At 34.3% G+C, this 14270-nt stretch carries 13 protein-coding genes; 12 read left to right on the top strand and 1 reads right to left on the bottom strand.

From position 1 onward, the window contains the following. The first annotated feature begins 7 nt into the window (after positions 1–7). From MUO15_RS10295 to MUO15_RS10280, 4 genes are read left to right on the top strand one after another with little or no spacing between them, the layout of a single operon-like run. On the top strand, positions 8–1069 hold the full coding sequence (locus tag MUO15_RS10295) for a glycosyltransferase family 2 protein (protein ID WP_245035638.1): 1062 nt from the start codon (positions 8–10) through the stop codon (positions 1067–1069). Further along, positions 1066–2235 carry a CDP-glycerol glycerophosphotransferase family protein gene (locus MUO15_RS10290; protein ID WP_245035636.1) on the top strand — a complete coding sequence of 390 codons (1170 nt, stop codon included), beginning with the start codon at positions 1066–1068 and terminating at the stop codon, positions 2233–2235. The genes MUO15_RS10295 and MUO15_RS10290 overlap by 4 nt, the downstream gene beginning before the upstream one ends. Further along, complete coding sequence (locus MUO15_RS10285; protein ID WP_245035634.1) at positions 2222–2638, top strand: FAD synthase family protein; 417 nt, start codon at positions 2222–2224, stop codon at positions 2636–2638. The genes MUO15_RS10290 and MUO15_RS10285 overlap by 14 nt, the downstream gene beginning before the upstream one ends. A 20-nt stretch (positions 2639–2658) precedes the next feature. After that, positions 2659–3645, top strand: a complete 987-nt coding sequence (locus MUO15_RS10280; RefSeq protein WP_245035632.1) for a glycosyltransferase family 2 protein — start codon at positions 2659–2661, stop codon at positions 3643–3645. A gap of 344 nt (positions 3646–3989) precedes the next feature. On the opposite strand, the gene MUO15_RS10275 is transcribed toward MUO15_RS10280, so the two are convergent. Further along, positions 3990–5168 carry an IS256 family transposase gene (locus MUO15_RS10275; RefSeq protein ID WP_245029549.1) on the bottom strand — a complete coding sequence of 393 codons (1179 nt, stop codon included), beginning with the start codon at positions 5166–5168 and terminating at the stop codon, positions 3990–3992. Positions 5169–5307: 139 nt separating this feature from the next. Here MUO15_RS10275 and MUO15_RS10270 point away from each other — a divergent pair, with 139 nt between their 5' ends. The 8 genes from MUO15_RS10270 to MUO15_RS10235 are packed head-to-tail and all read left to right on the top strand — an operon-like array spanning position 5308 to position 14192. Continuing rightward, positions 5308–6084 (top strand): phosphotransferase family protein, encoded by a 777-nt coding sequence (locus tag MUO15_RS10270; RefSeq protein WP_245035630.1) that lies wholly within the window; start codon positions 5308–5310, stop codon positions 6082–6084. Positions 6085–6093: 9 nt separating this feature from the next. Further along, positions 6094–7284 (top strand): glycosyltransferase, encoded by a 1191-nt coding sequence (locus MUO15_RS10265; RefSeq protein WP_245035628.1) that lies wholly within the window; start codon positions 6094–6096, stop codon positions 7282–7284. Positions 7285–7302: 18 nt separating this feature from the next. After that, the gene (locus MUO15_RS10260; RefSeq protein ID WP_245035626.1) at positions 7303–8460 is read left to right on the top strand and encodes a glycosyltransferase; all 1158 of its coding nucleotides are present in this window, start codon (positions 7303–7305) and stop codon (positions 8458–8460) included. A gap of 26 nt (positions 8461–8486) precedes the next feature. Further along, positions 8487–9524, top strand: a complete 1038-nt coding sequence (locus MUO15_RS10255) for a glycosyltransferase family 2 protein (protein WP_245035624.1) — start codon at positions 8487–8489, stop codon at positions 9522–9524. Beyond that, positions 9524–10492: a glycosyltransferase family 2 protein gene (locus tag MUO15_RS10250; protein ID WP_245035622.1), complete on the top strand. Its 969-nt coding sequence runs from the start codon at positions 9524–9526 to the stop codon at positions 10490–10492. Before MUO15_RS10255 ends, MUO15_RS10250 begins: the two co-directional genes overlap by 1 nt. 51 nt (positions 10493–10543) lie before the next feature. Continuing rightward, positions 10544–12322, top strand: coding sequence for an ABC transporter ATP-binding protein (locus MUO15_RS10245; RefSeq protein WP_245035620.1), 1779 nt, complete (start codon positions 10544–10546; stop codon positions 12320–12322). A 32-nt stretch (positions 12323–12354) separates the two neighbouring features. Continuing rightward, positions 12355–13074 carry a metallophosphoesterase family protein gene (locus MUO15_RS10240; protein WP_245035618.1) on the top strand — a complete coding sequence of 240 codons (720 nt, stop codon included), beginning with the start codon at positions 12355–12357 and terminating at the stop codon, positions 13072–13074. A 23-nt stretch (positions 13075–13097) separates the two neighbouring features. Next, positions 13098–14192, top strand: coding sequence for an acyltransferase family protein (locus MUO15_RS10235; RefSeq protein WP_245035616.1), 1095 nt, complete (start codon positions 13098–13100; stop codon positions 14190–14192). The last annotated feature ends 78 nt before the right edge of the window (positions 14193–14270 follow it).

Genomic DNA, 14270 nt, shown 5'->3' with positions numbered 1-14270 from the left:
ACCATCAATGTTAGAAACCGAAAAAGTCAGCGTTGTTGTTCCTACCTATAAGGTAGAAAAATACATTCATCGCTGTGTAAATAGTATTCTTAAACAAACCTACGAGAATTTAGAAATCATTCTAGTTAATGATGGATCTCCAGACCAATGTGGAGAGATAGCGGAAGGTTATAAACAGTCAGATTCACGGGTGAAAGTCTTTCATAAGGAAAATGGCGGCCTATCCGATGCAAGAAATCACGGGATGAAACAGGTCACTGGTGAATTCACCATGTTCGTTGACAGTGATGACTGGTTAGAACCATATGCCATTGAAAAAATGGTCCACCATAGTCTCGCCTTTAAAGCTGATGTCATTCAATCAGCTTTTTATTATGCTCACGAAGACTACCTATTGTTTGATCAAAGGCATTATACAAAGAACGGCGATCTAATGATACTAGATAACGAAAAGCTCATGCATGAACTAGTAAAAAACGAAACCGTGAAGAATTTTGCCTGGGGAAAGTTGTATAAAACAAAGCTGATCAGGGATATTCCTTTTGAAAAAGGGGTGCTGTTTGAAGATGTGTTTTGGGCTCATCAAGTCATGCATCGCGTGAACATGTTCGTTATTCTTCACGAACCGCTTTATAACTATTACCAGCGAGACGATAGCATCGTTACAACTTACACACCACGGAATCTTGATATTTTAAAAGGGTTAAAAGAACGGCACGCCTTTATTGAAAAAGAGTATGAAGAGCTGATCGACGAGTCATTTAAAACGATACTGAAAACTTCTTTAATTCACTACAACCTTTTATCAATGAATAGAAAAGTTGATCGTGACCGTCATCACCGAAAAGAGATCCAAAGTTACATTACAGATAATTACTTTAGTTTTCAACAAGCAATCGAAAATGATAAGCACCTGAGCCTTCAGTTGCGTTTATTTTATAAACATCCGTATTTAAATATTTTCTATTTAGTGTCTAAAAAGGTAGTGAGAAAGTTAAAAGTATTCTCGAAACCTGTTGGGTTGGAGAAGATTAAGCTGAAGAGCAGGAAGGAGGTTCAAACTCTATGAAGAGATTGAAGAAACTTCTCATGCTAATCATTATTCATGTATTCAACTGCCTTCCTATTAAGAAAAATAAGATCTTCATGTTCAGTTATTACGGTAGTCAATATGGCTGTAATCCGAAATATTTAACAGAGTATATTCTTAAGCATACTCCAGTAGGAAAATTTGATATTGTATGGGCCTTCAATGACCCGGATTCGCAAAGTATCAACCGTCAAATTCGAAAAGTGAAGGTGATGTCTTCAAGGTACTTTTACGAATTATGTACCTCAAAAGTAATTATTACGAATTTCCGCACAACTGATCTATTTATAAAAAGAAAACAACAATACTATATCCAAACCTGGCATAGCTCCTTACGCTTAAAACAAATTGAGAAAGATGCAGAAGAAGTTTTGCCTGAACACTACTTAAAGATGGCTCAAAGAGATTCTAAGAAATGCAACCTGGTGCTTTCAGGATGTGATTATAGTACGCAAATCTTCAAAAGGTCCTTTTGGTACGAGGGGGAGATCTTTGAACTAGGCACGCCTAGGAATGATATTTTCTTTCAAAATGAAAAGAGGAAAGACCTCCTAGGGAAATTGAATATTCCAGAAGAAACTAAAATCGTCTTATATGCCCCTACTTTTAGAAAAAATAATGATCTGAATGCTTATGATTTAGATTACTCGAAAGTGACCAATAACCTCAAAAATAGATTCGGTGGGAATTGGATAGTCCTTATAAAATTCCATCCTCATCTCATCTCAGTAAAGAGAGAGCTACCAGCAGACCAGGGTCTAGTTGATGTTACAAACTACGATGATATTCAAGAACTACTAAACATATCTGATGTCTTAATAACCGATTATTCTTCACTGATGTTTGATTTCTCGATAACAAAACGACCGTGCTTTTTATATGTTCCTGACATAGAAGATTACACAGCACAAGATCGAAAATTATATTTTGAGTTGAACGATTTACCATTTATCCAAGCAAAATCTAACCAAGACCTAACTGAGAAAATTATTGATTTTCAAGCTGAGGTATATGAGAGGGAGCTGAAGTATTTCTTGGATCGTATTGGTACCTTCGAAAACGGGCAGGCGTCTGAACAGATAATACAACGGATAAACGAAGTTTGTTTTACTGAGAAAAGGAGAGAAGTTTATGAAACCATATAAAGTCGGGTATACAACCGGTGTTTTTGATCTATTTCATGTGGGGCATTTAAATATTTTAAGGAAAGCTAAGGAACAATGCGACTATCTAATCGTTGGGGTTAGTACAGATGAACTCGTCCAGGAATACAAAAACAAGCAGCCTGTGATTTCTTATAAAGACAGGAAAGAAATTGTAAGCGGAATTAAATATGTTGATGAGGTTGTAGCTCAAATTAGTAGAGATAAATTGGCTGCTTGGGAAGTATTGAACTTTGATGTGATGTTTGTGGGGGATGATTGGAAAGGCGATGAATTATTCAACCAAGTGGAGAAGTCGTTAAATAGGGTTGAGGTCGATATCGTGTATTTTCCTTATACAAAGGGTGTGTCTTCAACGTTTGTGAAGGAGAAGATTCAATTATAAGTTCGATAGGTGGGATATTAATGAATCCAACAATCAGTATTATCGTTCCTGTTTATAATGTTGAACCATACTTAAGAAGGTGTTTAGACAGTATTCTTGCCCAAACATTTACTAATATTGAAGTGATTGTAGTGAATGATGGTTCAACTGATGGGAGTGGGCTAATATGTGATGAGTTCGCTACTAAGGATGAGCGAGTTAAGGTTATTCATAAAGAAAATGGTGGGGTAAGCTCTGCTAGAAATATTGGGATAGATGAGGCGAGAGGCAATTTTATTGGTTTTGTAGATAGTGACGACTGGGTTTTCGAGGATATGTTTGGAAGACTTTTTCGGATTTGTTTAAATTCAAATTGTGATATAGCAGTTTGCGACTTTGCTAGAGAAATAAATGGTAAAGGGAGTTTGTTAAGGCAAGAAAGTTATACCAAAACAATGAATAACGAAGAAGCTATGAGGCAGCTTTTTAAAGGAAAATTATATAGATTTGCATTATGTAACAAGCTTTATAAAAAAAAGTGTTTTTTCAATGTCAGGTTTCCAGAAGGTAGAATACATGAAGATCTATCCACTACTTATAAGCTCTTTTATAAAGCTGATAAAGTAGTCTTTACTAATTATACTGGCTATATCTACGTAAAGAGAGATAGAAGTATTTTAACATCAAGGTTTAGCAGAAAAAGGATGGAAGCATTCATAGGCTGGGATGAAATTATTTCATTTATGGAATCTGAATATCCTCGACTTTCGAAAGAATACTTAACTTGTTTTGTATATTGGTGTATTGATAATAGTTTTTATATTTTAAATCAAGTTAACCATAAGAAGGTTAAATACGAATTTCTCTCTATAATACAAGAATGTGTGAAGAAATATTATAAAAACATACTACGAACGAATAACCTATCTTTTAAATATAAATATCTAATTACGGTGCTTAATTATAGTACACGATCATTTTGTTTCCAATACAATGTGAATAAATTTATAAGGAATGCATCTTCGTGAACATTATCATTAAACAGTTTTAAAGCTTAGGACATGATTGGTCGGTAATATAAAGAATGGTATCGGAGGAGCTTAATGTATCCATATATACAACTAGATCAGAAGATATTTTTTAATAAAGAAATGAGTATTACCAAGTTTCTATTTATATTGTTTTTTAAATGCAAACCAATATTGCCAGAGGACCGATTAGGAAGCACTAAAAGAATCCTGCTTTATACGAAGATATTTATAAAAGCTAAATCTCAAATTATTGAGTTACCTAAAAATGGTGAAGTTGCAATAAGAGTGGGACTGTCAATAATTTTGTGTAAATAACCATATACCTCTTCTTGTAGCTGCTGTTACTCGTTAAACATTTCTGCTATTTCAGACCTTGCTTGATCAAAACCAATGTGGCAACGTGTTGCGAAACGCTGGTTGTATTCTTCGAACTGAGTGACGAGAAATCGGTCCAGTGATTCTTCATTGGGGAACTGCTCTTTGCGCTTGCTGTATTTCTTGATCTTCTTATTGAAGGACTCGATTAAATTGGTGGAGTAGATACTCTTTCGAATGGACTTGGGGAAGTCATAAAACGTGAAAAGATCCTGGTTATCGCTAAGGGATTGAGTGACCTTCGCATATGATTTCTTCCACTTCTCTATAAATGCTTCCATCGCTTCCTCAGCCTTCTCTTTATTATCCGCACGGTAAAGGGTCTTCAGGTCTTCACATATTTCTTTTCGATCTGAAACACGGACTTTATGGGCGATATTACGGGAAACATGGACGAAACAGGTTTGGTACTTGGCCTTGGGGAACACCGAATAAATGCTTTCTTTGATCCCTTTTAATCCATCCGAAATAAAAAGGAGCACCTCCTCAACACCACGAGCTTGAATATCCTCAATTAACTCTTTCCAAACGTACGCAGATTCGGTTGGAGCAATCGTGTAAGCGAGCACCTCTTTAGATCCGTCTTCCCGAATTCCAACGGCAATATAGACAGCTTCCTTGGATACGGTATCTCGCTTGACGGGAAGAAAGGTCGCATCTAAATAAACGCATACGTAACGCTTGGATAAAGTTCGTTGGCGAAATGCTTCTACTTCTTCGCCGATCGCTTTGGTCATGTTTGAAATCGTTTGGGGCGTATAATGGTGGCCATACATTCGTTCAATCAAATTGGATACTTCGGACATGGTGACACCCTTTTGGAACATATGTATGACGAAGGACTCCAGGGTATCGTTGGTGCGCTTATAAGGAGCCACTGTTTGTTGTTTGAACTCTCCATTTCGATCACGAGGGATGGAGATCTCAAGCTCACCATACTCGGTTTTTAAGGTACGGGAATAAGAGCCGTTGCGAGAGTTTCCGGTATGAAAGCCTAGACGATCATACTTTTCGTAGTCTAAGAAGGCTGTCAATTCCGTTTGAAGCAGCGTATTCACCGCGCTTTCCAGGTGGCTGCGAAAGATTTCCGATATATCCTCTTTTTTCACTAGAGCTTGTATAATATCTGATGTAAAATGATCCATAAGGGAAGACCTCTTTTCTTTGGATTGGTTGTGGTGACTTAATTCTACAAGAAAAGGTCTTCCTTTTTCTATTTGGAAAGAATTCTATTTACACAAAATATTTTACACTCTCATAAGAGTTAGTGATATCAATTATAAAGTGTTTTCAGTAAAGGAAAAAAGTGTTTTCTACTTATACAGAAGTGAATACAGTGAGTTAGTCAAAAAACAATTTGATTTAAGTAAATATCATGGAATGTCTCAAATAAAGGGTTGGGATAAAGAAGAACGGATTTTAGAAGAACTTTACTTGAATGGTAGCCATCCTAGTATTAAAGAGTTGTCAAAGTATCATAACTCTATTAAAAGGATGTTAGTGAATTTGTTAGTGTCTTCAACTGTTAAAAGCATGCAAGCTAAAGATTATTTTAATTTACGTCTAAAGGAGATTCAAAAGGAGATTGATAAAGTATCAGGCTACTTAACAAGAAGACAAAAGAAGAAGATTATCCAATTTGTAAACGATAAGCACAGAAATTTAATACTTAAATTTCCAAATGAAAATATACCACTTGTTCTAAGTCATGGTGATGTATGCTGTAAGAATTTAATTTCAATAGGCGGAAGCCTTCAGCCTATTGATTGGGAGTATTGCGAGTTTCGTTCTCCTTATTATGACAGTCAATTTTTCCTGTATTCCTTAAGAGGAGAGCCTCAATATAATATAGAACTGTTTAAAGACATTAAAAAATACTTATCGTCTAAACTCAAATATAACAATGAATTAGTCAGGTTCTTAGATACAGACATAAGCTTGTTAAAACAAATTGTGATGCTTGAGTATATCCAACTAGTCCTAACTCAAATTAAATATCGAGAATTTGCCAAAGATATTAATAAATACATTATTAACTATATAGATACATTAGAAAGGTGATAGGGTGTTATGAAGAAAAGTTTATTCTTTGCAATTGATTCTTTGAATGTTGCTGGGGCAGAAAAAAGCCTAGTCACTTTGTTGTCCTTATTAGATTACGATAGATTTTCAGTTGACCTAATGCTTTTCTCACATGGGAACACCTTAGAGGAATTACTTCCTAAAGAGGTCAATCTTTTACCACCACTAAGTTACACCCAGTTTGCGAATTTAAGTTTAAAAAAATCAGTGGTTACTTCTTTAAGTAATAAAGACATAAAGATGCTTTTCACAAGAATTAAATACTCCTCGAGAATTCGCCAAAAAAAATATAGTAACCCGGAGAAGGCAAGAGTATTTTGGCAGTCAGCCTCAAAAGTGATTGAGGTAAATCCAAAAAAATACGATGTAGCCATCAGTTATGCACAAGGAGTCCCAACTTTTTATGTTGCAGAACGGGTGCAAGCTAAAAAGAAGTTTGCGTGGGTAAATGTTAGTTATCATTTAAACGAAAAAGAGAAGAATTTTCACCGCGGGTATTATGATTGCTATCGAAAGATTATATCTGTTTCTGATTCCACGAAAGATGTTTTTATCAAAACATTTCCCGAATACTCTAAGAAACTAGAAGTTATTTATGATATTAACAACCCAGAATTAATTTCAAATATGGCGGATTTTGAAGGTAGTTATAAAGATCAATTTGATGGTCTAAGAATACTCACCGTAGGAAGGTTAGCACGCCAGAAAGGATATGATATAGCTTTAGATGCTTGTGAAAGGCTTAAAAATCAGGGGATAAAGTTTAAATGGTATGTATTAGGAAAAGGCCCAATGAAGGAAGAAATTGAAAAGGAAATTAAGAAGAGAAACTTGAGCAATCACTTTATTTTGCTAGGTGTAAAGGCCAATCCTTACCCTTATATCAAAGCAGCTGATCTTTATGTACAAACCTCTAGATTTGAAGGTTTTGGGTTAGCAATTGCAGAAGCTAGAATGTTGAATGTTCCTGTCGTTACGACACGGTTTGATGCGGTGTACAACCAGATGATCGATGGGAGGAACGGACTAGTTGTAAATATGAATGGTGAAGGGGTCTTTCAGGGAATTGTGAAGCTCATTGATAATCCAAATCTAAAAGAAAGTATCACAGAGTATTTAAAGAGTGAGGAAAAAGGAAATATAGAAGAGCTAAGTAAGTTCTATAAGCTAATAAGTTGAGTAGAAGGTGAAGTAAAAATGAAAAAAAAAGTTGTCTTCATGATTATTAATATGAACATCGGCGGTACTGAGAAAGCCTTGCTAAACATGATTGCAGAAATGCCAAGAGATCACTACGATATTTCAATTTTAATGCTGGAGGAGACAGGTGGCTTTTTGGACTATATTCCTTCGCATGTTCATGTTCAATATTTGGAAGGCTACTCGAGTATTAAGCCTTTATTGAATCAACCTCCTATTCACTCTTCTATAGCTTTACTTAAAAATGGAAAAACCTTAAGAGCTTTAAAATTATTAGCTCGTTACCTATTCTCTAAATTATTAAGAAACAAAAGCATTCTTTTTAAATATCTATTAAAAAACTTTCCAAAATTGAATAAGAAATATGATATAGCCATAGCTTATGCTGGTCCAATGGACTTCATAAGCTATTTTGTTTTAAATAAAATAACGGCTACTAAAAAAGTTCAATGGATTCATTTTGATGTCACAAGAATTGGGTTCGATCCTTCGTATGCTAAAAAACTATACAGTAAATTTCATAAGATCTTTGTTGCCTCGCAGGAAGGCAAAGAAAAACTTGTTGAAAGAGTGCCAGGGATTGCGAATAAGGTTGAGGCATTCCCTAATCTTTTATCCGAAAAAGTCATTCTAAAGATGGCAGAAGAGGGATCAGGATTCCAGGATGACTACGAGGGTGTAAGAATTCTTACGGTAGGCCGTCTCAGTTATGAGAAAGGTCAGGACTTAATCATAAAAGTACTAGCTAAAATGAAGGAACAAGGGATTAAAGTAAGGTGGTACTGTATAGGGGAAGGAAATGAACGTAAGAACTACGAAGAGTTAATTAAACGTTATGGCCTTAAAGAAGACTTCATACTTTTGGGAGCCGTGGCCAATCCATATCCTTTTATGAAACAGTGTGACCTATATGTACAGCCTTCACGCCATGAAGGATATTGTATAACCTTAGCTGAAGCAAAGTTTTTTGGTAAGCCTATTGTTAGCACGAATTTTACAGGAGCTAAAGAACAAATATTAAATAATAATACCGGTATTATTGTGGATTTTAATGAACTCCAACTGTATAGCGCCTTAGAAGGTATATTAAGTGATAAAACGCTTAGTTCATCATTTGTAAACAACTTAATAATAGAGAATACTAAAACGTTATAAATGGAAAAAAAGAAGGTGCTAAATTTATGAATCCACAAATATCTATTGTAGTTCCGGTGTTTAATGTTGAAAATTTTATAAGAAAATGTATTGAATCCATACAACAACAACAATTTGAAAGGTTTGAATTAATACTTATAAATGATGGTTCAACAGACGATAGTGGGAAAATTTGTGAAGAATATGCAAGAACAGATAAAAGAATCAGAGTAATTCATAAACAAAATGGTGGTGTAAGTTCCTCAAGAAACGTTGGGATAAAAAATTCAAAAGGGGATTATATAGGGTTTGTGGACAGTGATGATCTAATAGAAAAAGAAATGTACCAGAAAATGTACGAAGTCTTAAAAACTAACAATGCAGATATTGTTTCGTGTGGATATAGAGAGACTAGTGACTTTTCAGGTGCTACAAAGGAGTTCGTTAAACCACTAAACGGGAAAGAAAGTATCAAGGGCAAACAAATAATGGAGGACCTAGAGTTTTTATTGACACAAAATAAAATATTAGGTTATGCAAGTGTGTGTAATAAGTTATATAAAAAAACTCTTATAGATAACAATAATATGTTGATGAATGAAAAAATTAGTATAGCTGAGGACCTTTGTTTTAATATTAATGCTTTTTCATGTGCAGATAGTATAAGTGCTGTGAATGAAGCACTTTATATTTATAGAAGAGTGAATGAAAATAGTATTATGAACCAAGAAGCTGGATCATTTTATTTACATTTGGATGCTAGAAGAGAAATGTTAAAAGCGTTAAGAGGAATTAAGATAAGTAATAAAGTATATATAACCTGTGTATGTTATGAAAATTCTAAGACAACTGCTGAATATTTAGATAAAATATTAATTATATTGTCTTCCAGTGAAAAGTATAAGGAGAAATTCCAACAAATAAACAAATTAGTTCATGAACAATATTTTACCAATGCTCTTGCTAATTATAATAGTAGATATTTGGTTATGAAAGCTAAGGTAATATTAAAATTAATGAAACTTTTACTCATATTGGAAGGAAGGTTATGTAGCTGGATTATAAGGAAAGGACGGAGGAGTTGATGTATCACCCAAAAATAAGTATCATCACACCAGTATTTAATGTTGAAGAGTATGTGGGGAAATGTATAAAATCTATATTAAATCAAAGTTTTAAGAACTTCGAACTGATATTAATAAATGATGGATCTACTGACGATAGTGGGACTATATGCGATTATTATGCTTCGCTGGATAATAGAATAAAAGTATTCCATACAAAAAATAAGGGGCAAGCAGCAGCGAGAAACCATGGTATTAAAATAGCACGTGGGGAATATATAGGATTCGTAGACAGTGATGATTGGATAGAAAGAAATATGTTCAGCTTATTATATAATTATTGTGTAATCAATGATTCAGATATTTCTATAATAGGTGTAAGAGAAATTAATGAAAGTGGGACTTGTTTGAGTGAATACATTCCTAATAATGTTACTTTCCATAGTATATTAAGAAGGGCATACCCGTGGAATAAACTTTTTAAAAAGGAATTATTTATTAGAAATAAACTATTTTTTAAAGAAGGTAAGTATTATGAAGACCTTGAGCTTATTCCAAAACTATTCATTAAGTCTCAGGGGATTAGTAGTATAACTGAGGTTGCTTATAATTATTTGAAACGAGGTAATTCAACCACGGCCAATAGAGATGGTAGAATCCTAGATAATCTATGGGCATATACAGAAATAAAAAAATTTCTAATGAGCGAGGATATATATTCAACATACAGTAAAGAATTTGAAAAAGGTGTTATATATTTTAGGGTTTTTTATATCAATTTACTTTATGATTATTCCAGCTCTTTTTTATTAAAAAATTCATTTAGACTTATTACTGATTTTAATAAAATCGGTGGATTAGGCAAAAAGAACTGTTTAAAACTATTGGGTAAACATTTAAAGTTTAGCTTTTTAAAAAGTGGCTCACTTATTAAAAAGTTATTACCTAGGTTTAGTTGTTTTGAATATAATAAAGGCAACAAATTATAATGTATGTCCGGTATTCATTTTTAGACTGCATAATCAAGAGGTGTGATTAAAGTGAAGGAAACAACAACTAAAAAATTGCTGATGCTCTTCAACAAAAGAGAGAAGAAAAAGCTAATAGCTTTATTTTTTATGATGATAGTGGCAGCATTGTTTGAAACAATCGGAATAGGATTAATAGTCCCGTTTGTTGGAATAGTAACCAACCCCGGGCAAATACAAGATCAAGCTGTACTTTCCTACCTTTACGAGTTATTTAATTTTGAGTCTTCTACTGAATTTATTATTTTTTCTGTAGGGGGATTGCTCGCAGTATTTATACTGAAGAACCTATATTTACTTTTCTTTCAGTACTCCCAATTCAGAGTAATCCTGAATCAGCAAGTTAAGTTATCGAGGCAATTATTCCAAGAGTACTTAAAAAAACCATACACTTTTCATTTGCAGCGTAACACAGCTGATTTACTTCGAAACGTGAATGGAGAAGTATCCAAGGTGTTTCAAGGAATCATCATGTCGAGTTTTCAACTAGCTACTGAAGTATTAGTCATAACATGCATCCTAGTATTGTTACTATTTACATCACCTATAGCAACTCTAACCGCTTTCACTTTATTAGGTGGAAGTGTTTTTATTTTCTTTAGATTTTTTCGTAAAAAAATATCTGCTTTAGGTGAAGAGCAACAAAAGGTTAGCGGAACGATGATTAAATGGGTGAATCAGGGGTTAGGAGCAAGCAAGGTAGTAAAGGTTTCTGGAAAAGAGAGTTTCTTTATTAACGCCTATACGGGTCAAAGTCAGATTAAAGCTAACAATAGTAGATACATGAAAATGTTAGAACAGGTTCCGCGACTATTTATTGAGACATTGTTAGTATCAGTGGTCCTCATTACCATGGTGATTATTGTTATACAAGGTAAGGATACGGCCGATTTGATATCGACTATGGCTTTGTTTGCTATGGCAGCTTTTCGCCTTATGCCATCAATTACGCGTGTAGTAGCAATGATAACGACTATTAAATACAGTCAGCCTGCATTAACGGTAGTATATGATGATTTATTTTTAAATAAAGACAATTCTTCAAATATAGCGCTGGATGTAAAAACGGGTGTAATTAACAAGGGAGAAAAATCATTTAAAGATTCTATTAAATTATCAAATGTTTCTTATCGTTATCCAGAACAGGATGTCAATTCTGTGAAAAATGTATCTTTAACTATTCCAATAGGTGAGTCCGTAGCATTCATAGGTGAATCCGGTGCAGGGAAAACAACAATTGTGGATATCATTTTGGGGCTATTTAACCCGGAAAAAGGAAGTGTAACGGTAGACGGAAAGAATATAGCCCATCAAAAATCATTATGGCAGCAAAAGATCGGATACATTCCGCAATCTATATACCTTTCCGATGACACAATTAGGGGTAATATAGCTTTTGGAATTGAAAGAGACAATATTAATGATGATGAGGTATGGCGGGCTTTAGAACAAGCTCAACTAAAAGATTTTGTCAAAGAATTACCCAAACAGCTCGACACAGCTGTTGGTGAAAACGGAGTAAGGCTGTCGGGAGGGCAGCGTCAGCGAATTGGCATTGCAAGGGCTTTATACCATAACCCGGAAATATTATTTATGGATGAAGCGACTTCAGCATTAGATAATGAGACGGAAAAGGAAATTATGAGAGCTATAGATGGTTTAAAAGGCGATAAGACACTAATCATTATTGCTCATAGGTTAAGTACTATTAAAAATTGTGATACAGTGTTCAAAATGAGTAAGGGCGAACTCGTATCTATAGAAAACAAATTGCAAAAATCGATTATGTGAATTTAGTAGAATTTTTTAAGAAGGAGTTCGTTATGAGACTGGCATTTATTTCAGATATTCATGGAAACGCACATGCGCTTGAAGCGGTTTTGAAAGACATTGAAACCAGAAATATTGATAAGTTATTTGTACTTGGTGATATCTCTTATAGGGGACTGGATCCGCAGCGTTCAGTTGACATGGTTCGTGAACTTGATGCAGAGGTAATTAAAGGAAATGCAGATGAGTGGTTGGTAAGAGGGGTTCGGCAAGGCGAAGTTCCTGATAAAGTAATTGAAGGGATGAATCTAGAGAGAGATTGGGCATTTTCGAAAATGACAAGTGATGCTATTAACTATTTAAAGGAATTACCTGAAGAAATTAATGCGGAGTACTATGGGGTAAAAATCCATGGGTTCCATGCGGCGCCAACCGACCTGTTTGAAGTGGTTTTACCATCGGAGCCGGATAAATTAATTAAAGAGAGATTGATGACAAACGAAGCGGCACACATTTATGTATATGGTCATATCCACAAGCCTTACATTCGTCATATTGATGGAAAGGTCATTATTAATACAGGAAGCGTAGGGTTACCATTTGATGGACTTGCCAAGCCTTCCTACGTAATCGTAGCTATTGAAGAGGATGGCATAGAATCTTCTATTATTAGACCAAGCTTTGACCTGAGAGAATTAATCGAAGAAGTGAAAACTTCGGATTACCCAAATAAAGAATTACTAGGCAAGTTATTGATAAATGCTTCTATATAATATGGGGCTTTTAGGAGGGCTAGATGGAATTTTCGAAAAACGACATAAAAATTTTGCAAGGGGTAGCTATCTTAATGATGCTATCCCTTCATTTATTTGCTCGAAAAGAAGTAAACGGCTTATATGAAACTTTCCCGACTATTGACGGCATACCACTGATCTATTATTTAGGTTTATTTGGTGATGCCTGTGTTCCCATCTATTTATTTGCAAGCGGCTATGGACTTTATATAAGCCTAAGTAAGCTGAGAAACTCACCTAAAAGGAAAAACGCAATTCGTATTATAAAGTTACTGGTGAATTTTTGGATTATATTATTTATGTTTATGGCGATTGGATTTTTGGTTGGAAGATCGGATGCATTTTCGGGTGGGGTTGTACAATTTTTATTGAATTTTTCTCTGCTATCCAATTCATATAATGGGGTATGGTGGTATTTACAAACATACACCATTCTAATCCTGTTAACACCCTTTATTTTTAAACTGATTAAGAAATATAACCCTTTAACAATAGTGTTTATTTCTGTTGTTATCTACCTAACCACTTATATTCAGAGAATAAAAGGTGTCATTGATGTTGGTGATCATGGTGTTGTTATTATATTGGTTAATGCCCTTGTGTTATTAGGTACTTCTCAATTTGCCTTTGTTGTGGGAGCTGTTTTTGCTAAAGATCGGATTTATTCCAAATTGCATTCAATGTTTCACAGCATTAAATTGAAGAATATTTTGTGCCTGGTAGGAATAGTTGCTTTAGTCATCATCCATTCACTTTATGAATCAATGGTGATTGCTCCTTTAACCGCTATTAGTTTTATTTGTCTCTTTAGCCTAATGGATAAAAGCATATTGATCAGAAAAGTGCTTACTTACTTTGGCAACCATTCAACAAATCTCTGGCTAACCCACATGTTCTTTTATATGACCATTTTTCCTGAATTCACTTTTGCTCCAAGATATCCTGTTCTTATTTTTATATGGCTTCTTATACTATGTCTTTGTTCTTCCTATATCATTAATTGGATCAATAATCCTATCCAACAAAAAATTGACAAGAGTGCATCTACTATACGAAAAAAATATACAGTATTAGAACAAAAACAAGTGAATCTATAAAAGCATAGCGGTCTTGGAAAAACTTAAAAAGATAATTCAGTGTTGTGTTCTTTATAAAAGTGTAGTATGTTCTTTATA

Origin of the sequence: Halobacillus amylolyticus (assembly GCF_022921115.1) — a bacterium.
Classification (GTDB): Bacteria; Bacillota; Bacilli; order Bacillales; family Halobacillaceae; genus Halobacillus_A; species Halobacillus_A amylolyticus.
This window is presented reverse-complemented; position numbering and strand designations above follow the sequence as displayed.

Excerpts from the sequence above, each read along its gene's own strand:
- MUO15_RS10295 (WP_245035638.1), top strand. The coding sequence starts at position 8 with ATGTTAGAAACCGAAAAAGTCAGCGTTGTTGTTCCTACCTATAAGGTA.
- MUO15_RS10290 (WP_245035636.1), top strand. The coding sequence starts at position 1,066 with ATGAAGAGATTGAAGAAACTTCTCATGCTAATCATTATTCATGTATTC.
- MUO15_RS10285 (WP_245035634.1), top strand. The coding sequence starts at position 2,222 with ATGAAACCATATAAAGTCGGGTATACAACCGGTGTTTTTGATCTATTT.
- MUO15_RS10280 (WP_245035632.1), top strand. The coding sequence starts at position 2,659 with ATGAATCCAACAATCAGTATTATCGTTCCTGTTTATAATGTTGAACCA.
- MUO15_RS10275 (WP_245029549.1), bottom strand. The coding sequence starts at position 5,168 with ATGGATCATTTTACATCAGATATTATACAAGCTCTAGTGAAAAAAGAG.
- MUO15_RS10265 (WP_245035628.1), top strand. The coding sequence starts at position 6,094 with ATGAAGAAAAGTTTATTCTTTGCAATTGATTCTTTGAATGTTGCTGGG.
- MUO15_RS10260 (WP_245035626.1), top strand. The coding sequence starts at position 7,303 with ATGAAAAAAAAAGTTGTCTTCATGATTATTAATATGAACATCGGCGGT.
- MUO15_RS10255 (WP_245035624.1), top strand. The coding sequence starts at position 8,487 with ATGAATCCACAAATATCTATTGTAGTTCCGGTGTTTAATGTTGAAAAT.
- MUO15_RS10250 (WP_245035622.1), top strand. The coding sequence starts at position 9,524 with ATGTATCACCCAAAAATAAGTATCATCACACCAGTATTTAATGTTGAA.
- MUO15_RS10240 (WP_245035618.1), top strand. The coding sequence starts at position 12,355 with ATGAGACTGGCATTTATTTCAGATATTCATGGAAACGCACATGCGCTT.
- MUO15_RS10235 (WP_245035616.1), top strand. The coding sequence starts at position 13,098 with ATGGAATTTTCGAAAAACGACATAAAAATTTTGCAAGGGGTAGCTATC.